The 23,653-nt window shown below is 70.2% G+C and carries 25 protein-coding genes and 2 pseudogenes; 22 read left to right on the top strand and 5 right to left on the bottom strand.

Annotated elements, in window-relative coordinates:
- Nucleotides 1–51: 51 nt before the first annotated feature.
- Nucleotides 52–816, bottom strand: coding sequence for a hypothetical protein (locus FVA80_RS09160; protein WP_147908969.1), 765 nt, complete (start codon nucleotides 814–816; stop codon nucleotides 52–54).
- A gap of 54 nt (nucleotides 817–870) precedes the next feature.
- Between FVA80_RS09160 and FVA80_RS09155 the strand changes: the two genes are divergently transcribed.
- The 3 genes from FVA80_RS09155 to FVA80_RS09145 all read left to right on the top strand — a co-directional run bounded on the left by FVA80_RS09155 (nucleotide 871) and on the right by FVA80_RS09145 (nucleotide 2,458).
- Complete coding sequence (locus FVA80_RS09155; RefSeq protein WP_147908970.1) at nucleotides 871–1,197, top strand: hypothetical protein; 327 nt, start codon at nucleotides 871–873, stop codon at nucleotides 1,195–1,197.
- The gene (locus FVA80_RS09150; protein WP_147908971.1) at nucleotides 1,184–1,714 is read left to right on the top strand and encodes a hypothetical protein; all 531 of its coding nucleotides are present in this window, start codon (nucleotides 1,184–1,186) and stop codon (nucleotides 1,712–1,714) included. The genes FVA80_RS09155 and FVA80_RS09150 overlap by 14 nt, the downstream gene beginning before the upstream one ends.
- Before the next feature lie 180 nt (nucleotides 1,715–1,894).
- Nucleotides 1,895–2,458, top strand: a complete 564-nt coding sequence (locus tag FVA80_RS09145) for a hypothetical protein (RefSeq protein WP_147957823.1) — start codon at nucleotides 1,895–1,897, stop codon at nucleotides 2,456–2,458.
- A gap of 3 nt (nucleotides 2,459–2,461) precedes the next feature.
- Here FVA80_RS09145 and FVA80_RS09140 read toward each other — a convergent pair whose 3' ends face one another.
- From FVA80_RS09140 to FVA80_RS09130, 3 genes and pseudogenes are all read right to left on the bottom strand, one after another.
- On the bottom strand, nucleotides 2,462–2,812 hold the full coding sequence (locus tag FVA80_RS09140) for a hypothetical protein (protein WP_147830653.1): 351 nt from the start codon (nucleotides 2,810–2,812) through the stop codon (nucleotides 2,462–2,464).
- 54 nt (nucleotides 2,813–2,866) lie between these two features.
- Nucleotides 2,867–3,370, bottom strand: a complete 504-nt coding sequence (locus tag FVA80_RS09135; protein ID WP_056186785.1) for a hypothetical protein — start codon at nucleotides 3,368–3,370, stop codon at nucleotides 2,867–2,869.
- A gap of 10 nt (nucleotides 3,371–3,380) precedes the next feature.
- Nucleotides 3,381–5,530, bottom strand: a pseudogene (locus FVA80_RS09130) (M48 family metalloprotease).
- 229 nt (nucleotides 5,531–5,759) lie between these two features.
- Here FVA80_RS09130 and FVA80_RS31145 point away from each other — a divergent pair.
- Complete coding sequence (locus FVA80_RS31145; RefSeq protein WP_238278309.1) at nucleotides 5,760–5,870, top strand: hypothetical protein; 111 nt, start codon at nucleotides 5,760–5,762, stop codon at nucleotides 5,868–5,870.
- A gap of 261 nt (nucleotides 5,871–6,131) precedes the next feature.
- Here FVA80_RS31145 and FVA80_RS09120 read toward each other — a convergent pair whose 3' ends face one another.
- On the bottom strand, nucleotides 6,132–7,613 hold the full coding sequence (locus FVA80_RS09120; protein ID WP_147908975.1) for a PLP-dependent aminotransferase family protein: 1,482 nt from the start codon (nucleotides 7,611–7,613) through the stop codon (nucleotides 6,132–6,134).
- A 90-nt stretch (nucleotides 7,614–7,703) separates the two neighbouring features.
- Here FVA80_RS09120 and FVA80_RS09115 point away from each other — a divergent pair, with 90 nt between their 5' ends.
- The 18 genes and pseudogenes from FVA80_RS09115 to FVA80_RS09035 all read left to right on the top strand — a co-directional run bounded on the left by FVA80_RS09115 (nucleotide 7,704) and on the right by FVA80_RS09035 (nucleotide 23,649).
- On the top strand, nucleotides 7,704–8,621 hold the full coding sequence (locus tag FVA80_RS09115) for a DMT family transporter (RefSeq protein ID WP_147908976.1): 918 nt from the start codon (nucleotides 7,704–7,706) through the stop codon (nucleotides 8,619–8,621).
- Nucleotides 8,622–8,705: 84 nt separating this feature from the next.
- Nucleotides 8,706–9,374, top strand: a pseudogene (locus FVA80_RS09110) (GNAT family protein).
- Nucleotides 9,275–10,153 (top strand): isocitrate lyase/phosphoenolpyruvate mutase family protein, encoded by an 879-nt coding sequence (locus FVA80_RS09105; protein ID WP_210248943.1) that lies wholly within the window; start codon nucleotides 9,275–9,277, stop codon nucleotides 10,151–10,153. The pseudogene FVA80_RS09110 and the gene FVA80_RS09105 overlap by 100 nt, the downstream one beginning before the upstream one ends.
- Before the next feature lie 616 nt (nucleotides 10,154–10,769).
- On the top strand, nucleotides 10,770–12,230 hold the full coding sequence (locus tag FVA80_RS09100; protein WP_147908977.1) for a helix-turn-helix transcriptional regulator: 1,461 nt from the start codon (nucleotides 10,770–10,772) through the stop codon (nucleotides 12,228–12,230).
- Nucleotides 12,231–12,305: 75 nt separating this feature from the next.
- Nucleotides 12,306–12,428: a hypothetical protein gene (locus FVA80_RS31875; RefSeq protein WP_281408709.1), complete on the top strand. Its 123-nt coding sequence runs from the start codon at nucleotides 12,306–12,308 to the stop codon at nucleotides 12,426–12,428.
- Between the two features lie 61 nt (nucleotides 12,429–12,489).
- Nucleotides 12,490–12,855 carry a CsbD family protein gene (locus FVA80_RS09095; protein WP_147908978.1) on the top strand — a complete coding sequence of 122 codons (366 nt, stop codon included), beginning with the start codon at nucleotides 12,490–12,492 and terminating at the stop codon, nucleotides 12,853–12,855.
- An 85-nt stretch (nucleotides 12,856–12,940) separates the two neighbouring features.
- Nucleotides 12,941–13,861: a PhnA-like protein gene (locus FVA80_RS09090; RefSeq protein ID WP_147957822.1), complete on the top strand. Its 921-nt coding sequence runs from the start codon at nucleotides 12,941–12,943 to the stop codon at nucleotides 13,859–13,861.
- Nucleotides 13,862–13,945: 84 nt separating this feature from the next.
- On the top strand, nucleotides 13,946–14,149 hold the full coding sequence (locus FVA80_RS09085; RefSeq protein ID WP_147957821.1) for a CsbD family protein: 204 nt from the start codon (nucleotides 13,946–13,948) through the stop codon (nucleotides 14,147–14,149).
- A 73-nt stretch (nucleotides 14,150–14,222) separates the two neighbouring features.
- Nucleotides 14,223–14,606, top strand: coding sequence for a CsbD family protein (locus FVA80_RS09080; RefSeq protein WP_147908161.1), 384 nt, complete (start codon nucleotides 14,223–14,225; stop codon nucleotides 14,604–14,606).
- 206 nt (nucleotides 14,607–14,812) lie between these two features.
- Complete coding sequence (locus tag FVA80_RS09075) at nucleotides 14,813–15,310, top strand: YidB family protein (RefSeq protein WP_147908162.1); 498 nt, start codon at nucleotides 14,813–14,815, stop codon at nucleotides 15,308–15,310.
- Between the two features lie 137 nt (nucleotides 15,311–15,447).
- Nucleotides 15,448–16,398, top strand: a complete 951-nt coding sequence (argC, locus tag FVA80_RS09070) for an N-acetyl-gamma-glutamyl-phosphate reductase (protein WP_147908163.1) — start codon at nucleotides 15,448–15,450, stop codon at nucleotides 16,396–16,398.
- Between the two features lie 117 nt (nucleotides 16,399–16,515).
- On the top strand, nucleotides 16,516–17,058 hold the full coding sequence (locus FVA80_RS09065; protein ID WP_147899394.1) for a sigma-70 family RNA polymerase sigma factor: 543 nt from the start codon (nucleotides 16,516–16,518) through the stop codon (nucleotides 17,056–17,058).
- Nucleotides 17,055–17,861 carry an anti-sigma factor gene (locus FVA80_RS09060; RefSeq protein ID WP_147908164.1) on the top strand — a complete coding sequence of 269 codons (807 nt, stop codon included), beginning with the start codon at nucleotides 17,055–17,057 and terminating at the stop codon, nucleotides 17,859–17,861. The genes FVA80_RS09065 and FVA80_RS09060 overlap by 4 nt, the downstream gene beginning before the upstream one ends.
- An 85-nt stretch (nucleotides 17,862–17,946) precedes the next feature.
- Nucleotides 17,947–18,636 carry a helix-turn-helix transcriptional regulator gene (locus FVA80_RS09055; protein WP_187193634.1) on the top strand — a complete coding sequence of 230 codons (690 nt, stop codon included), beginning with the start codon at nucleotides 17,947–17,949 and terminating at the stop codon, nucleotides 18,634–18,636.
- A gap of 83 nt (nucleotides 18,637–18,719) precedes the next feature.
- On the top strand, nucleotides 18,720–18,947 hold the full coding sequence (locus FVA80_RS09050; protein WP_147908165.1) for a DUF1127 domain-containing protein: 228 nt from the start codon (nucleotides 18,720–18,722) through the stop codon (nucleotides 18,945–18,947).
- A 135-nt stretch (nucleotides 18,948–19,082) separates the two neighbouring features.
- Nucleotides 19,083–20,432, top strand: a complete 1,350-nt coding sequence (locus tag FVA80_RS09045; protein WP_147908166.1) for a discoidin domain-containing protein — start codon at nucleotides 19,083–19,085, stop codon at nucleotides 20,430–20,432.
- 258 nt (nucleotides 20,433–20,690) lie between these two features.
- Entirely contained in the window at nucleotides 20,691–21,935 is a 1,245-nt protein-coding gene (locus tag FVA80_RS09040; protein ID WP_246692327.1) for a discoidin domain-containing protein, read from the top strand.
- A 64-nt stretch (nucleotides 21,936–21,999) separates the two neighbouring features.
- On the top strand, nucleotides 22,000–23,649 hold the full coding sequence (locus FVA80_RS09035; protein WP_147908167.1) for an SGNH/GDSL hydrolase family protein: 1,650 nt from the start codon (nucleotides 22,000–22,002) through the stop codon (nucleotides 23,647–23,649).
- Nucleotides 23,650–23,653: the final 4 nt, after the last annotated feature.

The following is a 23,653-nucleotide window of genomic DNA, read 5'->3' as shown; positions in this document are numbered from 1 at the left end:
CGGGGCGGGCACGCTGTCAAAGTGAGACCCGCCCTCACGGGAAGATCGCTTTCACGGTGTCGGGGCGCAGCGCACCGGGCCGCCGGCCTCGACGGTGGGTGGGGCGGTCCCCGTTAGTTGTACGGGAAACGAGACGATGCTGGGCGTGTCCTTCGGGGCCTTTCCGGCCCGATAGCTCCCGGCGCAGGCCTTCACGGGCGCCGGCAGCGCCGCGACGGCGGGTGGAAGCGGCCCGTCGCGGGCGATCCGCGCCCAGCACGCGGCGCCGTGCTTCGGGATCGAGCAGGCCCCCTGCACGCCGCGCTGGAACCCGAGCCGCAGGGTCCCGTCCGCAACCGCGAAGGTGTCGATGCTGGCCTCGGCGGTCGTGTCCCGGATCAGGGTGCGGCCCGTGCCCGCGTCGAGCACCGCGAACGGGACGGTGCCGTTGGTGCTCGCCTGCTCGAAGACGAGGAACCCGCCCGTGCGGCCGAGGAAGCGCTGGCCGGCGGTCGCCAGGATGCGCGCACCCGGCCCCGGCGCGGTGGCGCAGGCGGGGGCGGCGCCGTTCGCGAGGGGCACGAGGGTCGCGTCCTCGGGGTCCGGCGTGTCGGCGTCGCTCTCGCGCACCATGAGATCGCGGTAGGTGGTGCAGGTGATCTGCTTGCCCTCCCCCGACATCTTGCCCTCTCCAGACGTCGCGGTCTCGGTCTTCGCGGGCGACTCGAACCGCGCCGCCTCCCATCCCGCCGCCACTGACGGGGCGGGGAGGCACGCTGCGAGGAGCGCGAGGCGGGCGGCGGCGAAGCGGGCGGCGGGGAGAAGGCTGCGTCTCATGCGGGTTCCCTGTATACGGCGCGGGACGCCCGAAGAAAGGCAGGATGGAGAGCCATGCGGACCGTTCTCTCCAAGGTAGCCAAGCGTTCTGCCGGGCCGGTCGCAACGCTTCTCGCCGCGCCGCTCCTCGGGCCGCTCGCCGTCCGGGCCGAGCCCGCTCTGCCGGGCGACGTGACGGCGTACGTGACGCGGCTGCGGGACTGCAACCACTGGGGCGGGGAGGATGCCACGGACGCGGCGCGCGGCCGGGCCATCGCGGCGGCCGTGAAGCGCCTGCGCTGCGACGACGCCGAGGCGGACGAGCGGACCCTGCGACGGCGCTACCGGGGCGACCCCGCCGTCCTGAAGGCCCTCGACCGGGCGCGCGATGCGGACAGCTGAGCGGGGGCCCGACGCCGGCGATCCGGTCCGCCGACGCGTCTTGCGGCTGCTGCACGTTCCGCTCCTCGGATTGCTGCTGGCGCTCGGCCTCGCCCCGGTCTTCCTGCTGTTTCCCCTCCTGCCCGCCGAACCCGGAACCGATCCGACCTTGCGGCCCGTCGAACTCTGGCTCGGCACGGCCCTCGTCGGCGGCCTCGTCGGCACCGTGGAGGGCGCGGCGCGGCCCCTCTACCGGGCGGCCGGCCTCGTCCTCGCCGTCGGCCTGCTCTCGATCCCGGTCCTGCGCGTCTTCATCTGGACCGACCTTCCGGTCCCGCACGGGCTCGCGCGCTGGCTCGGCCTCGATGGGGAAGCCGCCCTCGACGCCCACCTGTACGAGATCTGGCTCGCGGCGTGGTTTTCGGCCTGGGTTTTGGCTTGGGTTTTGGCTTGGGTTTTGGCTTGGCTCGGCCTCGTGCTCCTGGGCCGGCACCTCCCGGCGCGACGCGCCCGCATCGACCGTGCGGCCGTTCGATGACGGCGCCGTTCGAGGATTCTGGTCGGGGATTCTCGGCGATGATCGTCCCGCCATGATTGCCCCTCGGTCCGACTGGACGCGAAGGGCGGCCCTCATCGTCGGCGGCTGCGGTGTCGTCGTGTTCGGCTGGGCCCTCGTCGCCTACGCGCCGGCCCGGGGATCGCCGCGGCCGTCGTCGCGGTGCCGGCGTTCGCCCGCGCGGCGAAGCGCCGGGTCGCGGCCTTCCTGGCCCTGGCGGTCTTCTCTGCTGCCGTGATCTGGGCGGCGTTCGGAACGACGACGGGCTACTTCGTTCTGAACCGATCGCGGCTCGACGCCGTGGTGGCGGAGATCGCGGCCATGCCCACCCTGGTGTCCTTCGAACGCGGGCGGGACGATCCTCCGGCGGAGGCGGAGCGAACGGCGTGGTGGGAGAGCACCCGCCTCGTCAACGGCCAGCGCGTCACCCCGTACCGCCCGCAAGGCGCGCGCGACACGGACAGCCTGCGGGAGATCGACGTCCTGCGGGAACTCGGGGTTCCCTACGACCGCTACCGCGCCATCTGCGACGCCCTCGAACGCCTCGGGCTCGCGGGGTTCACCCGCGGTCCCGGCGGCGAGATCGGCCTGGACGAACCGATCCCGGGGGGCACGCCCTGGGGCACGTCGTTCGTGTACCGGCCGGACGACGTGTTTCCGGCCGCCTCCGGGGCCGAGAGCGACCGCCGCCTCGCGCCGAACTGGTTTTTCGTGTCGCGGGGCTGAGATTTACCGAACAACGCCGCCGGGTTCTTGGAGGGAAGGGCGGGCGCGCGAGGCCTCCGCCGTGGTGATGGTGCCGGTCCCGAGCAGGGCCGCGAACACGAGCATCGGCACGGCCCAGACCTGCATCGGCAGCCCCCAAAAGGCGTGGTCGCGCCCGGCCGGCCCGAAGGTCGTGCCGTGGTTCCAGCGCCATCCGAGACCGAGGACGGCGAGCGCCGCGAGACTCATGGTGAGGCAGACCGCCCTGTCAACTTCCGGCCCGTCGACCTGCCGCAGGACGATCAGGGGCAGGAACATCGCCAGCGCCACGAAGAGGACGACCCAGTAGCCGCGCCCGGTCCAGAAGACGATCATGTGCTGGTCCTTATCCCTCGTGTTTCGGAGCGATCCGCCCGGGCCGCGACCGCGTTAGCCCATCGCGCCGGCGCGCCGGTTGCGCACCATCGCGGCGAGGGCCGCGACGATGATGACCGCCAGCGCCCCGGCGATGACTAGAAGCGTGACGGTGCGGTTCCACAGGCGGTCGAGGGCGAGATCGGTAGTGACGAGGTCGGGCCGGGCCGGATCAGCCAGCACCCGGACGCTGTAATCGCCCACGTGCATGCCCGTGAACACGGTATTGATCCGGCGCACCACCGTGCCCGTCGGCGTGGGCAGGGTGAGGGTCATGTCGCAGAGGTGGAGCACGATCTTGGCGCTGCACTTGCCGTCGCTCACCCGCGCGGCGGCGACGGGGCGCGCCGTGTCCCGGATTTGCCAATCCGAGATCACGGGCGGGGCCGTGTAGACGGCGCATGCGACGAGGAGGGCCGCTAGCGCCACGAGGCCGAATAGGGTCCAGAAGATGTTGCCCCAGCCCTGGCGGGGCGGCGGCAGGCGCAGGGGCTCGGGGCGGTCGGCGGCGGTGTTCATGCTCGGAACCTCACGGGATCACGGGAGTCTGGGAGGATTCGGAGGCCGCCGCGGTCTCGGCCAGGACACGGCGCGCCTGCGCCGCCTGCCGGTAGCGGCCGATGAGGCCGGCGAAGTCCTGTACAGACATCCGGTACGGCAGGCCCGCCGTGATGGTGACTATACGCCGGCCCGCATCGAGCTTCACCTTGCGGCCGCCCGGCACCCGTTGCGGGAACGGCGCCTCCGGCGGCAGCAGCACGCGGGTGACGACGCCGTTCTGCCGGGTCGTCATGTCGAGGTCGGCGATGCTGTCCCAGGGGATCGGCCGGTCGAGGCCGAGCACCGCCACGGAATTGGGGCTCAGGATCATCGTCGTGCGCTCGCCCCGCCACAGCCGGAAACCGCCAATGCCGCCGAGGACCGCCCCGCAGGCCAGCGCCACCCCCATAACGGCCCCCGCCTGGCTGGCGGACAGGCCGGGCAGGCCGGCGGCGAGCCACAGGAGGGCGACCCCGATGAAGAAGCCGCCGGCGACCAGGAGGGCGATGGCCCCCGGGCGGGTGCTTTCGCGCAGCACCCGTGCCTCGGTGCCGATCTCCGCCACCGTCGCCTCCAGGTGCGCGCGGAACGCCGCGTCGCGGGTCCGCACCGCGTCGAGGAAGTCGTGCGTCGCCGCGCGGCAGAGGCCGGTGGGGTCGGCGAAGTAGGCGGCGAGCTGGCCGAGCGCGTGCGGGGGTGGCACCGCGGCCGCGGCGGCCAGGAGTTCGGTATCGAGGGTCCGTCCCAAAGCTGCCACGCGCTCGCGGGTCGGCGGATGGGTGTCGGTGGGGTGGGCCTGCTCCGCCTCGAGATGCGTCGCCGGATCGTCGAGGCCGCGCGCGATGGCGTGGTCGAGGCTCGCCGCCACGAGGTCGGCCGGGGCGGACCCGGGCGCTTCGGCGGCGGCGTCCAAGGTCTCGGCGATGCGGGGGCCACGGCCCCGGTGCGCAGGAGCGCCCGCGCGGCGGCGTCGACGGAGACCGGGCCGGCGCCCGCCGCGTCGGCAGCGAACTCGCGGGTCCGGCTCCAGTGGCGCACGGCGAGGTGGAAGTTCTCCATGACGAAGACGCCGAGGCGCAGGGACGGACCGAGCAGCCCGAAGGACCCGGCATGTCCCTCCGCCACCGCGTCGAGGGAGCGCCCGACGCCGGCGTAGATGGGCAGGAATCGCTGACTGTAGACGGTGTCGCCCCCGGCGTAGTGGGCGAGTTCGTGGCCGATGATCGCCGCCACCTCGTCGCCCCGCAGGAGGGCAAGGTAGGGCAGCGGCAGGTAGAGGATCCGGCCCGTCAGCGGCGCGCCGCCGGGCTCGACCACGGCAGGACCGGCGCTGACGAAGAAGCCGCCCGTGAGGCCGACCACCACGGCCTCGGGCTTCAACGCCCCGAGCCGGTCACCCAGCCCCTCGATCAGCCGCCACAGGCCCGGCGCCTCGGCGGGCGAGACGACCCGGCCGAAGATCGACAGGGGGTCGGGCTCGAAGGCGGAGAGCGCACGGCGCAGGCCGAGCACTGTGGCGCCCGCCGCGACCAGGACCGCCCCGATGGCGACGACGGCCACGAACAGCATCTTGATCTCGCTGCCGCCCAGCCCGGGCCGTGCCAGCAACCCGGCCTCGAAGACCACGGCGGCGACGAAGCCCGCCGTGGTAAAGAGCACTTGGAGGGCGAGCACCGGCGGCAGCAGGCGGCGCATCCACGAGAAACCGGCCACCAGCGCGTCGCGCGAGGCCCGCCCCAGCCGCCCGAGAGCGGCGCCGGCGAGGAGCACGAGGATCGACAGTAGTGCGGCGCCCCCCCCGGCCGCGACGACCACGGGCGGGAGCAGGCGGCGCCAGTCCATGACCGTCGTCAGGGTCGCGACCTCGTCCCGGGCCGCCCGGGCCTGAACCAGGGCAAGTGGACCGCCATAACCCTTGCCGTTGCGGCGGAACTGCATCCGGAAATCGGGGCGCCCGTCCGGCGGCGCCCGCGCCTCCAGATCCGCGACGATCCGGGTCAGGTGCTCCCGCTCGGCGACGAGGTCGGCCCAATCGGCGCCGGCCCGCTCCTGCTCCCACAGGCCGAGGAGCAGGATGCCCAGGGGCAGGAGGACGGTGGCGGCGATCAGGTGCGTGACGGAACGCAAGCGCAAGGGCATGCGCGAATTAGCTACGTCAGGGATACCCGCCTCCTCAGATGCGTTCGGAGCCAGAACGGGTCACTCAGAATTTGTTCGCCGGACGCTCGTCCACTGGAATCGGGATGAGGCTGTCGTGCTTGCGGCACGAAATCCTATCGACCTTGCGGCTCTCACCCTTGATCAGGTCCATGGCGCCAGTCTTTCGATTGACCAGGAAATAGCTACTGACATCAGCAGCGTCCGCGAGGTGGTGAGTCGCATTCTGGCGCAATGGGCAGAGGCTGGTCTGGTCGAGCTACGTCGTGGCGCGGTCGAGATCATTGACAGAGGCAGCTTGGCCTCTGCCGGTAGACGGTGACTGCTGCACTCCAATGGTTCGGTGTCCGCTTCGGGGCAGAAGGTCAAGGTCCGTTACCCATCCCGAGCCGAGTTTGCCGGACGGCCGACGAATGGCCGCTTTCGGGAAGCGCTGATGGTGATCCTAATGACTGTGTTGGGTCGGGACCCGTCCGTCTGCTCTACGGCCGGGGTGGGTGGAAGGCAGAACGGCTGCTCGGGAGTGGATGAGGCTCTAAGCGGAAGCTGCATACATCAGCTCGCACAGGCTATCCTGAACGAGCTACAGCGGAGGCAGCACGAATAGGGTAGCGAGTCGCCTGACTGCGTCGCGCAATTGCTCGGGCAGAAAACCGCCGTAGCCGAGCATCAGTCCCGGACGTCCGGGTAGCTCGGCGTACATCGGCGAGATCGGACGCATCACCAAACCGATGGCCTGCGCCCGGGCAGCAACCTGCACATCGTCCGCCCCTTCCGGCAGCCACAGCACGATGTGCATGCCCTGGTCACTCGGCTGAATGGACCAGCCCTCCGGCAGGGCCGGCGTGAGCGCTTCCAGCAGCACGGCCCGGCGCTCGGCATAGAGGCCGCGGATGCGCCGGACATGGGCCTCGAATGAACCGTCCTGCATGTAGGCGGCCAGCAGGTGCTGATCAGCGGTGGGGGAGTGTCGGTCGAGCATCGCTCGGGCACCGGCGAACGCCTCGACCAGCGGACTCGGCGCGATGACGTAGCCAAGCCGCAGCGAAGGAAACAGCACCTTGCTGAAGGTGCCGAGGTAGATGACTCGCGCTGGGCTGAGCCCCTGGATGGCCGGGAAGGGATGCCCCGCGTAGCGCAGCTCGCTGTCGTAATCGTCCTCCACGATCCAAGCCTGATTACGCTCAGCCCACGCGACGAGGGCTTGGCGCCGGGCCATGCTCATCGGCATCCCGACCGGATATTGATGCGAGGGGGTGACGAAGGCGGCGCGGGCCGTCGCGCAGATTGATAGGCCGCGTTGCACGTCGAGGCCTTGCTCATCCACGGGCAGGTGGTGCGTGAGGACGCCGAGGTCTTCCAACACGGCCCGCAAGCCCGGATAGGCCGGGTCCTCCGCCCAGACCGCATCGGCGCGCGACAGCAGCACCCGACCGGCCATGTAGAGGCCCTGCTGGGTGCCGGACGTGACGATGACGTTCTCCATTCCGCACCGAACCGCGCGTGCGCGGCGTACGTGATCGGCGATTGCCGCTCGCAACGCGGGTAGTCCGTACGGATCGGCGTAGCCCGCCGGTGCGGAGCGACTGGAAGCCCGGACACGATTGCCGAGCTTTCGCCACGTGTCGTCGGGGGCAATGCCGGCCGCCGGCACGGCGACCGCGAAGGGAACCTGGGGCTGTGACGCGACGGCACGGGCGAAGGCGGCCAGTCGTTCCGCCGCAGGCGGCAAGACCATTTCATAGGATATCAGATGTAGGCTCGACTCTGGCGGCGTGATCAGCGGCTCGTCGCTGAGCGTCGACGCGACACGGGTACCCGCACCGACGCGCGCGTCGAAGTAGCCTTCCGCCCTGAGCTGGTCGAACGCCTCGACCACCAACCCTCTGGCAACCCCAAGGGAGGCAGCCAGCGTGCGGGTCGATGGAAGCCGCTCTCCTGGCTTCAGTTCGCCACTCGCCACGGCATCACGCAGGCGCTGCGCGATCTGGCGGCCGAGGTGGCCGTCGCGCCGCTCGAAGGCTCTCAGGGAGGGGATCACAATGGTCGTTCGCTGCTTCGGCATCCAAGTGGACTAGCCGAAAACACCGATAATGGCACTCTACGCTAAACCATTTTGAGACGAAGGTAAGGTGCTCTCAGGGACCCTCGAGGCATGACGTCCAGCTCCGCCACCACCGTTCTTGGACGCCGACCGTCTCCGGCCTCTGCTCTCTCGACGCTTGGTCTATTCGCCTTCGTGGTGGTGGCCTGGAGCCTCAACTGGGTTGTCATCAAGGTTGCCGTTCGGGAGATCACGCCACTCTGGGCCGTTGCCATCCGTACCGTTCTGGCTACCCTGGTCCTGTTTCCGGCGCTTTTGGCCACGGGGCATCTCGTTCGTCCGCCCCGTGCTGACCTCCCCGTCGTGCTCGTCATTGCCTTGTTCCACATGGTCGCCTTCGCGGCGCTCATGACGGTGGGCATGACATTCGTTCCAGCGAGCCGCGCCATCGTGCTGGGTTACACGACGCCGCTCTGGGTGGCGCCCGCTGCGTTCCTGTTCCTTGGGGAGCGCATCACGACGCGTCAGGCGATTGGCATCGCCATCGGGCTTTTTGGACTGCTTCTCCTCCTAGGACCGCGTGGTCTGGATTGGGGAAGCCCAGCGGCTCTCTACGGCAATGGCCTTCGGCTTCTGGCCGCACTCTCTTGGTCCGTCAGCCTCGTTTATACGCGCGGCCACCGCTGGACGGCGACGCCGCTTCAACTCATGCCCTGGCAGTGCCTGCTGGCTAGCTCGGTTCTCGTCGGACTCGCACTTCTGGTCGACGGTGCGCCATCCCCGCGGATGAGCGCCTCCGTCCTCATCGCACTTGCCTATAACGGCGTGATTGGGACGGCACTCGGCTTTTGGGCGATGACTGTCGTGAGCCGCCGCCTGCCGGCAGCCAAGGCTTCTCTTGGCCTCTTGGCGACGCCCGTTCTCGGGATCGGCCTATCCGCCGTCTTCCTCGGTGAAGGGCTCGACCCGGTTCTCGTCCTCTCTGCGTTCGCGATTCTGGCCGGCGTCGCTCTCGGGATTGCCTTCTGAGTGGCAAGACCGTCCGGACACTGCTGAACGGATCAGGCTTGCCTTATCCAATACTCCCTCATCTCAGATGGATTACTGAAAGCTATGGATCGACAGAACTGGACTGGCGTCCCGAAGCCCGGATCTTGCGTGCTGGAAGGGCGTTACGCGCGCCTCGAGCCGCTGAGCCCCGCGCGACACGGTCCGACGCTCCTTCACTCGGCGCTCCGACCGGGCGCCGAGGATCGCTTCCGCTATCTCTTCGATGAACCACCGGTGGATGAGCCCAGCTTTGCCGCTTGGCTTGAGACAGCATCGACGTCGCACGATCCACTGTTCTTCGCCGTGATCGACCAAGCGACGGGACGGGCCGAAGGGCGCCAAGCCCTGATGCGCATAGATCCGACCCACGGCGTCATCGAGATCGGCAACATTCTCTGGGGACCGACCATCGCAAGGACACGGGTGGCGACGGAAGCGCTCTCCCTCTTCGCCGCCTACGCGTTCGAGACACTCGGTTACCGACGGTTCGAATAGAAATGCGACAGCCGGAACGCACCATCGCGGAACGCGGCGGCTCGGTTCGGTTTCACCTTCGAGGGCATCTTCCGTCAGCACATGATGGTGAAGGGTGAGAGCCGGGACACGGCCTGGTTCTCGATTATCAGCCCTGAATGGCCCAGGATCTCGGCCGCGTTGACCGCCTGGCTCGCGCCCTCGAACTTCGACGAGGCTGGCCAGCAGCGGCGTCGGCTGGACGATGTCAGGGCCTGATGACGATGGATCAACCGATGACCACCACGGTGGAGAAGCGGAAGGCCTTTTGCAGCCTTCACGAGAGCGGCTTCTTCCTTCTGCCCAATGCCTGGGACCGCGGCAGCGCCGTTCGACTCGCCAAGCTCGGCTTCAAGGCCCTCGCCTCGACGAGCGCGGGTGCGGCATGGGCCGCCGGCCGGCAGGATGGGGAACTCGGTCTGGAGGCCATCCTCGATCACCTGAGGATGCTCGTTGCCAGCACCCCTCTACCGGTCAACGCCGATTTCGAGAACGGCTTCGCCGACCGTCCGGAGGATGTCGCGCGGAACGTCGCCCTGGCGGTCGACACGGGCGTGGCCGCCCTGTCGATCGAGGATTGGTCCGGAACCGCGATGTACGAGACGGCTCACGCCGTCGAACGGATCGCGGCCGCGCGCAGGGCTATCGACGCCATCGATCCCACGGTGATGCTCGTCGGTCGCAACGAAAACTTCCGTGTCGCCGGCATGTCGGTGACTGCCAGCATCGCGCGCGTCGTCGCCTATGCGGAGGCCGGCGCCGACTGCCTCTTCGTGCCCTTCATCCTCGATCAAGGTGCCGTCGCGGAACTCGTCGCGGCGGTCGCCCCAAAGCCCGTCAACGTCGTCGTGCACCAGTACGACGCGGGCATCCGGGCGTTCGCCGAATGCGGGGTCCGTCGCTGCAGCGTGGGTGGAAGCCTTGCCCGAAAGACCTGGGCGGCCTTCGATGACGCTGCAGAGGCCCTCAAGAGTTACGAAGCAGGCGATGGGTGCTGACAAACGAGCAGGTTGGAGCGTCTGCTTTCGAGCGACGGCCGAATCCCTGGCTACGTCGTAGTTGGGTCGAGCCTGTGTGAAAACGAAAGCGCTTGCCGAAATTGTAGAACAATCCTCTACGCTGCAGACAAGCGGCCCCGCTGCAGGGCGGTTCTGACGCGATTTAGGCCTAAATTTCGGCGCTGCCCAGGTTGTTCTCGGGAAGATCCTTCTACCCCTTTGTCGTTTTCAAACATCCTCGGTCGAAAGCAGCCGTACAATGCTCCAACGAATTGGGTTCACACCACAGAAGATCCGTCGCCTTCGGGAAACGGGCTCCACGAGGTCGGTTCGTCGCCCTCGCCCAAGACCGGGACCAACCTTCTCCTGACTGCGTCCGCGAGGGCCGCCTCGTGCGGAGCCGGCAACGTTTCGGGGCCTCCGGCAGGGCCTTGATCGCCCTTTGAACATTGCAGAACCTTGGCCGTCCGCGCGGAGTCACACCACGACGCCCGATTACAATCCTAATTAAAATATACCAGCAATCCGATTGCGCACAAGGGAACAACCGGGTGCGCCGCCTGTTACCCGCCGCCGATCCAGTCCGGGTCGCATCAGGCAAGGCAGCTGAACCACCGTGACCGCGGGCGTCGACAGACACGAGCTGAGGCAGATCATCGCCGGCCTGACCGAGGGCGTCATCCTGGTCGAGCCGGATCAGACGATCACCTGGGCCAACGACGCCGCCCTGGCGATGCACGGCGCCGGCAGCCTGGAGGAGCTGGGCGAGACCGTTGACGCCTACCGCGACCGGTTCTCCGTCCGCTACCGCAACAACCGGCCGCCCGAGTCCTACCCGATCGAGAGGGTGGTGCGGGGCGAGACGTTCCACGACGTCATCGTCGAGGTGGTGCGGTCCGATAAGCCGGACGTCGCCTTCGTCCATTCCCTGCGCAGCCTGGTCGCCACCGACCGGGCCGGGCAACCGAGCTGCCTCGCGCTGATCCTCCAGAACGTCACGCCGCAATTCGAGGCCGAGGAGCGGTTCGAGAAGACCTTCAACGCCAATCCGGCGCCGGCCGTGATCACCCGGCTGTCCGACCTGCGCCACGTCAAGGTCAATGCCGGCTTCCTGGAGATGACCGGCCACACCCGCGACCAAGTGATCGGGCGCAGCGTCTACGAGGTCGACGTGCTGGCCGACGCCAAGCAGCGCGAGCTGGCGGTGACGCGGCTCAATGCGGGCGCGACCATCCCGCAGATGGAGGCCTGCCTGCGGCTGCCGGATGGCGGCACCCGCTTCGTCATCGTGGCCGGCCAGCCGATGGAGATGGGCGACGAGCCGTGCATGCTCTTCACCTTCGCGGATCTGGAGCTGCGCAAGAAGGCCGAGACCTCCCTGCGCCAGAGCGAGTCCCGCTTCGCCACCGCGTTCCGGATGACCCCGGTGCCGACCCTCCTCGCCCGGGCCGACGGATTCGCCATCACGGCCGTCAACGAGGCCTTCCCGCGGATCTTCGGCTACGGCCCGGACAAGTCCGTGGGCCGCTCCGCCGCGGAACTGGGCCTGTGGATCTCGGACAGCGCCCGGACGAAGTTCGAGGCCACGGTCCGGCGCACCGGCTACGTGCTCGGCCTCGAGACCTGCATGCGGCACGAGGACGGGACCGAGATCGACTGCCTGGTGTCGGCCGAGCGGGTGGTGATCGGCGAGGACGACTACGTCCTGGCGGTGCTCCAGGACATCACCGAGCGCAAGCGCTCCGAGCGCGACCTGTTCACTGCGATCGAGACCGTGATGGCCGACACCTCGTGGTTCAGCCGCGGCCTGATCGAGAAGCTCGCGGGCCTGCGCCATCCCGGCCGCGACAGCACCGACGAGGGCGTCCAGAGCCTCACGGTCCGGGAACGCCAGATCCTCGGGCTGGTCTGCGCCGGCCTCTCCGACGAGGCCATCGCCAAGCGTCTGAACCTGTCGCGCAACACCGTGCGCAACCACGCCGCCGCCCTCTACCGCAAGCTCGGGGTCCACAAACGCACCGAGGTGATCGTCTGGGGCCGGGACAATGGCTTCACCACGCGGGAAGCTAGTACATAAGTTCGAGCAAATCGGTATAATTATACCATTGAACCAGCGATATCAGACCCCACTCTAGTATCGCCAGGATCAACAATGGGTTTGACCATCGAAACCCATCCCACGCTGACCGGCGCCGCGGAGATCCCCGCCGGCGGCCAGGCTCAGCACTCTTCGCAGACGTCCGACGCGAAACCCGAGATCCCGCGCAACGCGTAGGCCGGGTCGAGCGGCGCACGACCACCAAGCCACCCGCCGACCGCCAGACAGGAGAGACACCATGGTTGATACGGATCGCGTGACGGGCGCCGCCAAGGCGTTCGTCGGCAAGGCGCAGGGCGCCGTCGGCGACCTCACCGGCTCGAAGAGCGACTCGGTCGAGGGGCGCTTCCGCGAGGCACAGGGCTCCGCCGAGAACCTCTACGGCCAGGCCAAGGACACGGTCCGGCAGGCGGCCGACCAGGCCGCCGACTACGCCGATGAGGCCGGCCACTACGCCGAGGACGCCTACGAGCATGCCGGCGACTACGCCCGCCGGGGCAGCCGCGCCGTGGCCCGGCAGGTCGAGGAAAGCCCGATCGTCGCGCTGCTGATCGCCGGAGCGGTCGGGTACGGCCTCGCCCTGCTGATGCACACCCGCCGCTGAGGCCGGGCCGCGCATCCGGGGCGACCCCGATACGACGACCAAGACGATGACGACCAAGACGACGACGACGACCAGGAGTTACCCAGTGGCCGCTTCCCCCAACCTCTCGACCACACCGCTCGCCCATGCGAGCGACTCGCGAACCGTCCTGCTCCACCAAGTGTCCTGGGGCGCGATCTTCGCAGGCGCCACCACGGCCCTGGTCGCCCAGGTCATCTTCAACATGCTCGGCGTCGGCATCGGGCTGTCCAGCGTCGGCATGAACGCCGCCGACAACCCGGCCGCCTCGACCCTGTCGATGAGCGCCGGCATCTTGTTCGTCGCCTCCGGCATCGTCGCCTCGCTGATCGGCGGCCTCCTGGCCGGCCGGCTCTCGGGCAAGCCCGTGGCCGGCGCCGCCGGCCTGCACGGTCTGGTGTCCTGGGCGGTGACCACCCTGGTGGTGCTGTACCTGCTGACCTCGGCGGTCGGCGGCATCGTCGGTGGCGCGTTCAGCGGCGTGACCAGCACCCTGGGCGGGGCCGGCTCGCTCGTCGGCGGCACCGTGCAGACGGCCGCTCAGGCCGCCGCGCCGTCGCTGTCCAAGATCACGAACCCGCTCGACGGGATCGAGAGCACGGTCCGCCAGCAGGCCGCCGGCCAGGACCCGCAGGCCGCCCGTGACGCCGCCGTCGCCGCCGTGAAGGCGCTGTTCACCGGCGATCCGAGCCAGAAGGCCCAGGCCGAGGCCCGCGCGGCCGACGCCCTGGCCAAGGCCCAGAACATCCCGGTCGACCAGGCCAAGCAGCAGATCCAGGACTACGAGAAGCAGTACGACCAAGCGGTCGCCACCGCCAAGCAGAAGGCCGAGGCGGCGGCCGTCGCGGCCAAGTCCGCCGCCACGCAGGGCGCCTTCTACGCCGCCCTGGCGCTGATCCTCGGCGCGCTGGCTGCCTTCTTCGGCGGTCGCCTCGGCGCCCCGAAGGCCGAGACCCTGGTCGGCGCCTACGACGCCCGCCGCGCCTGATCCCCTCGGTCCCCGCCCTCCCGGCGGGGACCTCGCCGACCGGCACGAGCCGGCCACCCGCAGCACCCCGCAAGGAGACCTTCGATGAGCAGCACCACCGACAAGATCAAGGGCCTGGCCAACGAGGCCGTCGGCAACGTCAAGCAGGCCGCCGGCAACGTCACCGGCAACGACAAGCTCGTGGCCGAGGGCAAGGCCCAGGAGCTCAAGGGCGAAGCGCAGAAGACCGTCGGCGACGCCAAGGACGGCGCCAAGAACCTCGCCGACAAGATCACCGGCAAGCATTGACGCAAGCGCTGCCGCAAGCGCGGGGGCGGCCGCCCGGCCGCTTCCGCCCCAGGGACCGAGACAGGAGCCTCACATGAACCGGGACGGGTTTCGCGGCGCCACGCGCCACCTCAAGGGCCGCGCCAACACCGCGCTCGGCGGCCTGACCGGCGATCCGGCCCGCCAAGTCCGCGGCGCGGTCGATCAGGTCGCCGGCGGGGCGCAACACGCCTACGGCCGCGCCCGGGAGCGCACCGAAGATCTCGTGGAAGAAGGCACCGAGCTCGCCCACGAAGCCCGCCGGCGGGGCGAACGGCTCCTCGACGACGGCAGCCGCTACGCCCGGGAGGCCCGGCAGCGTGGCACCCGCTTCGGCCGCGACGCCCTCGGCTACGCGGACGACCACCGCAGCAGCACCCTTCTCGCCGTCGCCGTCGTCGCCTTCGGCGTCGGCTGGCTCACCCGCTCCCCCCGCTGAACCGTCACGGAGACCCACGATGATCCGCAAGCTCCTCACCATCTTCGTTCTGCCGAAGCTGATCGCCTATGTCGGCCGCCGCTTCGCCGGCCGGTCCGCCGCGCCGACCCGCCGCCCCCGCTGAGATCCGCATCGCGGGGCCCGGCATCCGCCGACCGGGGCCCGCGCTTCCACGACGATGGGCGGCTACACGAGAGGACACGCCGATGAGCAAGGGTTACCCCTCGATGACCGCGCTGCTGGGCCTACTGGCCGTGGCCGGCTACCAGAACCGCGACAAGCTCGCCGAGCTGCTGAAGGGCCACGACCACGGGACCAGCCCGGCGCAGGTTCCGTCCGTGCCGAAATCGGCCCCGACAGGAACCGGGACCGCGACCGGCGGGCTCGAGAATTTCTCCGGCCTCTCGGGCCTTCTGGGCGGCGCCGGGACCGCCGGCGTCGGCGGCCTGATCGCCAGCGGGCTCAGCGAGCTCGTCGACCACTTCACCAAGGGCGGTCACGGCGAGGCCGCCACCTCGTGGATCAACCACGGCGCCAACCGCGACCTCCCCGAGGCCGACCTCGAGCGCGCCATCGGGCCCGAGACCCTCGACCACCTGACCCGTCAGACCGGCCTGAGCCGGGCGGCGCTCCTGGCGCGCCTGTCCCGGGAGCTACCCTCGGCGATCGACCGCTATTCGCCCGACGGCCGCCTGCCGACCTGAGGCCGGAACACCACGCGCCCGCATCGTCCCGGCCGCCGCGCCGGAGCCGATGCGGGCGCCGCCGTTGACATGCGTGCGCGCAATGGTCACCTCCAGGATCTGACGGCCGGGCGTGATTCTGGCCTGAGAGGCGGATCATGGCGAGCGAAGCAGCGACGCGGCCCATCGTGTTCATCGATGGCGAGGCCGGCACGACCGGTCTCGGCATCCGCGAGCGCCTGGAGCGCGACGGCCGCGTGACCCTGCGCAGCATCGCGCCCGAGCACCGGAAGGATCCGGAGGCGAAGCGCGCGCTGCTCGCCGAGGTCGATCTCGCCGTCCTGTGCCTGCCGGACGACGCCGCCAGGGAGACGGTGGCGCTGGCCGACGGCCTGCCCGGGGGCGGCCCGCGCATCCTCGACGCCAGCACCGCCCACCGGGTCGCCCCCGGCTGGACCTACGGCTTCCCGGAGATGACCCGGGAGCAGGACGCCGCCGTGGCGCGCGCCCGGCGCGTGGCCAATCCCGGCTGCTACCCCACGGGCGGGATCGCGCTCCTGCGTCCCCTGGTCGAGGCCGGCCTGATCCCGGCGGATATCCCGCTCAGCGTCAACGCGGTCAGCGGCTACAGCGGCGGCGGCAAGGGCATGATCGAGGAGTACGAGCGGGGCGGCGCGGCGCCGTTCCTGCTCTACGGCCTCGGCTTCGCCCACAAGCACGTGCCGGAGCTGCAGCGCTACAGCGGGCTCACCCGGCGGCCGATCTTCGTGCCGTCGGTGGGCAATTTCCGCCAGGGCATGCTGGTAAGCGTGCCGCTCCACCTCGACGCGCTGCCGGGCAAGCCCGCTTCCGGCGACCTCGAGGCGGCCCTGCGCGACTGGTACGCCGGCCAGCCGCTGGTGCAGGTGGTGACCGGCGCCGAGACCGGCCAGCACCGCGAGAAGATCACCCCCGAGGATCTGAACGACACCGACCGGCTTGAGCTGCGGGTGTTCGGCTCCTCCGAGCACGGTCAGGCGGTGCTGGTGGCGCGCCTCGACAACCTCGGCAAGGGCGCCTCCGGGGCGGCGGTGCAGAATCTCGGGTTGATGCTCGGGCTCGACGCCTGATTTATCGCCGATCTCGGGAATACCCGGGACGGCCCGACGGTTCTCAGTCCGGGGCGCGAAGCTGCGGGGTGAGCGGCCGATGGCGGCGCAGGATACGGACCCGGCGGGCGGCGGCGCATGACGACGCTCGCCCGTGCGCGCTTCAGCCAACTCGTCCTGCCCCGGCTCGACGAGGGCTACCGGCTCGCGCACTGGCTCACCGGCAACGCCACCGACGCCGAAGACGTGATGCAGGAGGCCTGCCTGCGCGCCTATCGGGCGATCGAGACCTTCGCGGAGGGCAACGCCCGGGCGTGGTTCCTGACCATCGTCCGCAACACCGGCTATTCGTGGCTGCACCGGCACCGGCCCCGGACGGTGGTCTTCGCCGAGGACCTCGCTCCAGAGGCCCGCGCGATCCTGGATGCAGGAAGCGTGCACGCCGAGGCGCCCGAGACGCCCGAAGCCGCGCTCATCGCCCACGACGAGGGCGGGCGTCTCGCCCGGGCGATCGACGCGCTTCCGGTCCCGTTCCGCGAGACGCTGGTGCTGCGCGAGTATCACGGCCTGAGCTACCGGGAGATCGCCGAGGTGACGGACGTGCCGATCGGGACCGTGATGTCGCGTCTCGGGCGGGCGCGCCAGCACCTGCTCGAACGGCTCGCAGGGGAGGGGCGATGACCGGCGGCGACGAGACCCTCCTGCTGCTCTGCGCCTACGCCGACGGCGAGCTGTCGCCGGGCGAGGTGCTGGCTATGGAGCGGCGCCTCGCGGCCGATCCCGAGCTCCGGACCAGGGCCGAGCGCCTGCGCGGCCTCTCCGGCGCGGTGCGGACCACGCTGGCGGCGGCGCCGCTCCCCGAGACCCTGCGCGGACGGATCGTCCAGGAGGTCGGGTTCGCCGACCCGGAGCCCCGCCGCGCAAGGATCAGCTCTTGGCTGAGCCCTCGGCTCACCTCTTGGCCGGCGCTCGCCGCGACGCTGGTGGTCGGGATCGCCCTCGGTGCCTCGCTCGGTGGCCTCGGTCCCCTCGGGATCGCCGCCCCCCCGCCGCGGGCGGCCGACGCCATTCTGGCCGGCCATCTGCGAGGTCTCGCCGCGCCGCAGCCCTACGATATCCCCTCCTCGGACGGGCACGTGGTCAAGCCGTGGTTCAACGGCCGCACCATCATCGCCCCCGACGCCCCCGACCTCGCCGAACGGGGCTACCCGCTGGCCGGCGGCCGGATCGACATCGTCGACGGCAAGCCGGTGCCGACCCTGGTCTACCGCCACGACCGGCACGTGATCAGCGTCACCGTGGTGCCGGCGGCCGCCGATGCGGCGGCCGCCGATGCGGCGGCCGTCGAGGCGCGCCGGGACGGGACGTTCATCGAGCGCTGGAGCGCCGGCGACCTCACCTACTGGGCGGTGTCGGACCTCAACGCCCGAGACCTGCGGGGCTTCGTCGCGCTGTACCGCGCCCGGACCGGGCAGCCGCACTGACGAATTCGATCGGCGTCCGGGAATAACCGCGCGGGGAACCGGGTTCTACATCCTGCCATCCGCTTCGATCCCATGAGGGCCGCGCGTGATCGTCAGTCCCGACCGCACCCTGCGCCCGTTCGATCGGCACGCCACGCCGACGCCCGATCCGGCCCGCGAACCGGCACCTGTGGAGGACGCGCTTCGCCTGCTGGTCGAGCATCTCGAGCAGGGGGTGGCGGTGACCGACCGGTCCGGGCGCGTGCAGGTCCTGAACCGCGCCGCCCACGCCTTGGTCCGCCGGGGCCTGCTGCGCCTCCGGAACGGATACCTGTGCACCGGCACGCCCGAGCACGCCGCGGTGTTCGGCCAGCTCGTCGCCCGCTGCGCAACCGGCACCGGCGGCGCGCTTCGCCTCGCGGGGGAGGGCGGCACGCTCCTGATCGCCGCCTGCCCGATCCCCGGCAACGGAGTGCTGCTACGCGTCATCGACCCCGCCGCCGCCCCGCTGCCGGACCCGGGGGCGCTGCAGGAGCTGTTCGGCTTCACGCCGGCCGAGGCGGCGCTCGCCACCGACATCCTGGCCGGGCACGATCTCGCGGCGAGCGCGGCCCGGCGCCGGATCACCCTGCACACGGCGCGCGCGCATCTGCGCCGTCTGTTCGAGAAGACCGGCACCAACCGGCAGGCCGAGCTGATGCGCCTGCTGCTGCTATGCCCGCTCCCCGTCCCGGCCACTGCCGAAGCAAACTGGCAGCCGACAGGATTTTCGACGGAGTATCGCTCAAATGAGTGATGCGCGAACCGTGGAATAAAACGACGCTGCCATTCGTCTAATACCGACACCACATCAATATTCATGACGGAGGAGAGCACGATATGCTGGTCTCGATCTTGAGATCCATTCGGGTCCGGCGCGCGGCTGCGCGGACCTACCGCGTCCTCTCGGCGCTCGACGACGATGCGCTGCACGATGTCGGCCTGGACCGGCACACCCTGCGCGCGTTCTGCGACGCCGGCTGCCGCCACCACGCCGCGCTTCCGGGCAAGCCGGGCGCGGGGCTGGGGGTCCTGATGCCCGGCGGCCTCACGCCCGCCTGGCGTTGAGGCCCATCGGGCCCGTTCCGATGGCGGTTCCACCGGCGTCGATCGCGACACGACCGGGAACGGCTCTCGTCAGGCGGGACGACCGCCATCGGCTCCGGTACAGGATCTCCCGGCATTCGGGAGGATCCAGGGGCGATGCGCGCGGCACTCGGCGGGACGGACGATCTGATCGACCTGGCGGCGGGACAGCCGTGGCATCGGCTGGATACCGAGGCGCGACGCCCCGATCCCGCCTGCACCGTCCGGCTGCAGGTCGATCTCGGCCTGCGCTTCCCGATCCACGCCGTCGGGGGCGACGGCGAACTCCGGGATCTCGCCGTCTCGGATGACGGGGAGGTCTGGTCGGAGGTCGCCCTCGAGGCGGGCGAGGGGGCCTCGGCGGCCCGGGTGATCGAGCCCGGCGAGGGCACCTGGGCGCGCCACGTCCGGGTGACCGCAAAGCTCCCGGCCGGGGCGGGCCTCCCGGCCGTGCAGGTCTGGTGCGCGCGCGCCGCGTTCGACTTGATCGCCCTGCGGCAGGTCTTGGGCGCGTCGTTCGACATGGCCGGCGAGCGGCCGGGATCCACGCCCTACATCACCTACAGCCTCGTCAGCGCCGAGCGGCCCCGGTCGCACGCGCTGGTCGGCATCGCACTCTACGAGTGCGGCGCCTTCGGCAATTGCCTGATCCAGTGCCTGCTGGCGATCGGGATCGCCCGCAACCTCAACCTCAAGACGATCAAGCTCCCCGCCGCCGACCGCAGTGCGGTGATCGCCCTATCCGGACCCGTGACGCTCGGCGGCATCACCTTCATTCCCGGATCCGAGCCGCTGCCGGAGGACGGGGCCTACCTGTCGGGGATGTATTTCGATCTCGGGATCCAGCGTCTGGCCGGCGTGCTCGGCCCCGAGGAGACCCGGGAGATCGTGCGGACCACCATCCGGCCGCTGTTCAACCGGCTGCCGGCACAGATCCCCGAGAAGCCCGACGACGCGTTGCTGATCCATATCCGCTCGGGCGACATCTTCGGCACCTGGGTGGCGCCGCAATACCCGCAGCCGCCGCTCGCCTTCTACCGGATGGTGATCGACCGGCTCCTGGGGGAGGGCAAGATCGCGTCGATCAAGTTGGTGTTCGAGAACCGGCTCAACCCGGTGATCCCGGCGTTGGAAGCCTGGATCGCGGCGCGCGGCGTACCGCTCTCGACGCAGAGCGGCGCGCTGACGGACGACGTCGCGGCGCTGATGAACGGGCGCTACCTCGTGTTCGGGCTCGGCACCTTCGGCCCCGGCGTCTGCCAGCTCTCAGACCGGGTCGAGCAAGTGTTCTACTTCGCCTCCGGCTGGCCGCAGCACTTCAAGAGCATCCCGACCATCGGCACGGTGGTTGAGGTGCTGGACGTGGCGGGCGGCTACACGAAGGTCGGCGAATGGGATAATTCGCCGGAACGGCGCGCGCTGATGCTCGACTACCCGATCGAGAATCTCGCCTTCGACGACGCCTGAACCGCCGCCCTTGCCGAAGGCGGGAAACTCGGTGACAAGCGCCCGAGAAACCTTGAGTCGGTCCTGCGCACCGAAAAGAATCCTGGATTCAAAAGGTCCGTGGCCTTTTGCGGGTCCAGGGCGGAGCCCTGGTGTCGGGCTTCGCCCGATGCTCGTGGGCTCCGCCCCCGAACCCCGCCAAAGGGCTCAAGCCCCTTGGGATCCCGGTCTTGCCGGTGCGCCGATCGACGGCTGGGTCAGCCGCCCGGGAGGATCGATTTGGCCAGCGATGTCCAGCCCTCGGAGGCCCTGCGGGTCAACGCCTTCCCGATGCACCGGGCCGAGGTCCTGATGCAGCAGCGGCGGCGCCTGCGCCCGCGCCGCAAGACCCTGGTCAGCTTCGCCGCGAAGTACCACTACGTCGAGAGCCAGCGCCGCCTCGTGGCCGCGGCCGCCGCCACCGGGGATTTCGATACGATCGAGAGCTGGTCGCCCGACCGGCTGCGCGGGACGCCGTTCTACGCGGCGCACAGGGCGATCCTCGACCGGTCCCGGGGCGCCGGGAACTGGGCCTGGAAGCCCTACATCATCGCCGAGGCGCTCGCGCACAGCCGCGACGGCGACTTCATCGTGTTCACCGATACCGGCATGCAGGCGATCGACGCCGATCCGCTGCCGCCGGTCACGCCGCTCCTGACCTGGCTCGCCGAATCCGGGCGCCGGGTCGCGGTGGGCGTGCTGCACGGCAAGCCGCAGCGGGTCTGGACCAAGCGCGACTGCTTCGTGCTCATGGACTGCGACGCCGAGCGCTACTGGAACGCCGACCAGATCCAGGCGACCTGGATCGCCTTCATGGTCGGCCCGGAGACCCGTCACTTGGTCGCCGAATGGCTGCGCTACGCCGGCGACGAACGGGTGGTGACCGACATCCCCAACCAGATGGGCTTAGCCGATTTCGACGGCTTCATCGACCACCGCTTCGACCAGAGCATCCTGTCGAACCTGATCTACAAGCTCGACTTGGAGATCCCGCCCCTGCGGGAGGCCTCGAAGAAGATCAAGACGCTGGTCGGCGAACTGGAGATGGACACCCTGGTCTCGGTCCGGCCGTCCGAGAACATCGCGCTGGGCAAGACCTGGCGGGCCAGCTCGGCCTCGCCCTGGTCCGGGACGAGCGGCCTCTACGGCGAGCGGACCACCGGCGACCCGTCGTTCTTCTTCCACACGGCGCTCGAGCCGAAGCCCTGGTTCGTGCTCGACCTCGGCACGGTCGAGCGGGTCTCGGAGATCCGGCTCTACAACCGCTGGGGGCAGCTCAGCGAGCGCGCCCAGATGATGCGGGTGTGGCTCGGCGAGACCGAGGCCGCGTATCGCCTGGTCTTCGACGCCGTGGATGCTGACTGGCACCCCGGCCTGCCGCTCTATCTCCGCTTCGACAATGCCCGGTTCCGCTACCTGAAGGTCGATCTCGACGAGGAGCAGATCCTGCACCTCGACGGGATCGAGATCTTCGCGGCCCGCTGACCCGGCGTGCCGGACGACAGCCCGCATCACGGACGATGACGCCACCCATGACGAGGGCGACCGCATGAGCGCGCCGGCCGGCGACAGGCCGCTCTTTCCGTTCGGGCCGATCCTGTTCTTCGGCGATTCGGTGACGGCCGGCTGGACGGCGCAGATGCCGCAGGCCTTCTCCGGCCCGCAGACCGTGCCGCGCGGGATCGCCGGCCAGACGACCCGGGACATGGCGCGCCGGCTCCGCTCCGAGATCGCCCTCTACGGCGCCCGGGGCCTGCACCTGATCTGCGGCCGCGACGACATCCTGGCCGGCGCTCCGGGCGTGTCGCTGGAGAGCATCGTGGCCGACATCCGAGCGATGCTCGCCGACACCCGCGACCTCTACGTGCGCAGCTGGGTCGGCTCGATCCCGCCGGTCGACCCGGCCTCACCCGCCGCTTCCGGGCGGCCCCTCGAACTCATCGGACAGGTGAACGCGTGGCTGCGCGACCACGTCCATGAATACGGCGCCGGCTTCATCGACCACGATCCCGTGCTGGCGAATGGCGCGGGGGCGCTCAGGCCCGATCTCAGCGACGACGGCGTGAGCCTCAACGCCGCCGGCAACGCCGCGCTTCAGGCCGCGATGCTGGCCGCGCTCACCGCGCCGGGCGTCGACCAGATCTGGGCGCCGCCCGAGAGCGAGGATGCCGCGCGCCGGCGCAAGTTCCTGCACCATTTCGGTTATCTCGACTCGAACACCCGCCACCCGAGCCCCTACATCCAGTTCACCGGCAAGCCGGGGGCGAGCCATTACGGCGTCCCGTTCGACGCCCAGGGCTTCCTCAACGCCACCGCCATCACGGCGGACAAGCCCCCGGGCGAGACCCGGGTCTTCGTGGTCGGAGACTCGACCACCATCGACGGCGGCACGCTGGCCAACACCCTGCCGGGGCGCCTCGAGCGGATCCTGCGCGCGGACGGGCTCGCCGCGGCGCGGGTCTACAATTTCGGCGTGATGTCGAGCTGCCTCACGCAGATGACCCACCTGATCTGGTCGCGGCTCGTCGGCTACCGGCCCGACGCGATCGTGGTGATGAGCGGCAGCACCGACCTGTTCCAGCCCTGGACCTACGATCCGCGGCCCGGCTACCCGTACAACGCCTTCATCACCGAGCGGCTCTACGACCACTTCTTCGACACCCACGATCCCCGGGCGCGCGAGGACGGCCTGTCGTATGACGCCCTGGTGACGCTGATCTACGAGGAGCTCAAGCGGCTGCGCGCGGAGGTGGGCTGGCAGACGCCCGGCTGGGAGGACGCGATCGTCCACCATTACCAGCTCGCCGCGCACCGCCTGACCAAGCTGTCCCACGACCACGCCGTGCCGATCGTGAGCGTCCTGCAGCCGACGGTGCTGCGCAAGCGCCACCTCACCGCGGTGGAGCGGGGCGTCGCCTCGGGGGCGTTCCTGGCCTATCTCGACCGCCAGTACGCCAAGCTGGAGGCGTTCACGGCCGAACTCGCGGCGCGACGGCCCTATCGCAGCACCTTCACGGCGCTCGATCTCAGCGGACTGTTCCGCGATCGGGAGGAGGGGACCTTCTACGACATCGTCCACTACGACGATCCGGCCCGCGAGATCGTCGCCACCCGGTTGGCAGCCGAGGTGACGCGGGTACTCGACCGGCCGCGCACGCCCCTCGCCCGCGTCCGCCGCCTGCTCGGCGGTGGGCGGTAGCCCG

This window comes from Methylobacterium sp. WL1 (genome assembly GCF_008000895.1).
GTDB lineage: Bacteria > Pseudomonadota > Alphaproteobacteria > Rhizobiales > Beijerinckiaceae > Methylobacterium.
Note: the sequence above shows the minus strand (reverse complement) of the source record. Positions and strands in the feature narration are given on the sequence as shown.

Excerpts from the sequence above, each read along its gene's own strand:
- FVA80_RS09160 (WP_147908969.1), bottom strand. The coding sequence starts at position 816 with ATGAGACGCAGCCTTCTCCCCGCCGCCCGCTTCGCCGCCGCCCGCCTC.
- FVA80_RS09155 (WP_147908970.1), top strand. The coding sequence starts at position 871 with ATGCGGACCGTTCTCTCCAAGGTAGCCAAGCGTTCTGCCGGGCCGGTC.
- FVA80_RS09150 (WP_147908971.1), top strand. The coding sequence starts at position 1,184 with ATGCGGACAGCTGAGCGGGGGCCCGACGCCGGCGATCCGGTCCGCCGA.
- FVA80_RS09140 (WP_147830653.1), bottom strand. The coding sequence starts at position 2,812 with ATGATCGTCTTCTGGACCGGGCGCGGCTACTGGGTCGTCCTCTTCGTG.
- FVA80_RS09135 (WP_056186785.1), bottom strand. The coding sequence starts at position 3,370 with ATGAACACCGCCGCCGACCGCCCCGAGCCCCTGCGCCTGCCGCCGCCC.
- FVA80_RS09120 (WP_147908975.1), bottom strand. The coding sequence starts at position 7,613 with ATGCCGAAGCAGCGAACGACCATTGTGATCCCCTCCCTGAGAGCCTTC.
- FVA80_RS09115 (WP_147908976.1), top strand. The coding sequence starts at position 7,704 with ATGACGTCCAGCTCCGCCACCACCGTTCTTGGACGCCGACCGTCTCCG.
- FVA80_RS09105 (WP_210248943.1), top strand. The coding sequence starts at position 9,275 with ATGGCCCAGGATCTCGGCCGCGTTGACCGCCTGGCTCGCGCCCTCGAA.
- FVA80_RS31875 (WP_281408709.1), top strand. The coding sequence starts at position 12,306 with ATGGGTTTGACCATCGAAACCCATCCCACGCTGACCGGCGCCGCGGAG.
- FVA80_RS09095 (WP_147908978.1), top strand. The coding sequence starts at position 12,490 with ATGGTTGATACGGATCGCGTGACGGGCGCCGCCAAGGCGTTCGTCGGC.
- FVA80_RS09085 (WP_147957821.1), top strand. The coding sequence starts at position 13,946 with ATGAGCAGCACCACCGACAAGATCAAGGGCCTGGCCAACGAGGCCGTC.
- FVA80_RS09080 (WP_147908161.1), top strand. The coding sequence starts at position 14,223 with ATGAACCGGGACGGGTTTCGCGGCGCCACGCGCCACCTCAAGGGCCGC.
- FVA80_RS09075 (WP_147908162.1), top strand. The coding sequence starts at position 14,813 with ATGAGCAAGGGTTACCCCTCGATGACCGCGCTGCTGGGCCTACTGGCC.
- argC (WP_147908163.1), top strand. The coding sequence starts at position 15,448 with ATGGCGAGCGAAGCAGCGACGCGGCCCATCGTGTTCATCGATGGCGAG.
- FVA80_RS09065 (WP_147899394.1), top strand. The coding sequence starts at position 16,516 with ATGACGACGCTCGCCCGTGCGCGCTTCAGCCAACTCGTCCTGCCCCGG.
- FVA80_RS09060 (WP_147908164.1), top strand. The coding sequence starts at position 17,055 with ATGACCGGCGGCGACGAGACCCTCCTGCTGCTCTGCGCCTACGCCGAC.
- FVA80_RS09050 (WP_147908165.1), top strand. The coding sequence starts at position 18,720 with ATGCTGGTCTCGATCTTGAGATCCATTCGGGTCCGGCGCGCGGCTGCG.
- FVA80_RS09045 (WP_147908166.1), top strand. The coding sequence starts at position 19,083 with ATGCGCGCGGCACTCGGCGGGACGGACGATCTGATCGACCTGGCGGCG.
- FVA80_RS09035 (WP_147908167.1), top strand. The coding sequence starts at position 22,000 with ATGAGCGCGCCGGCCGGCGACAGGCCGCTCTTTCCGTTCGGGCCGATC.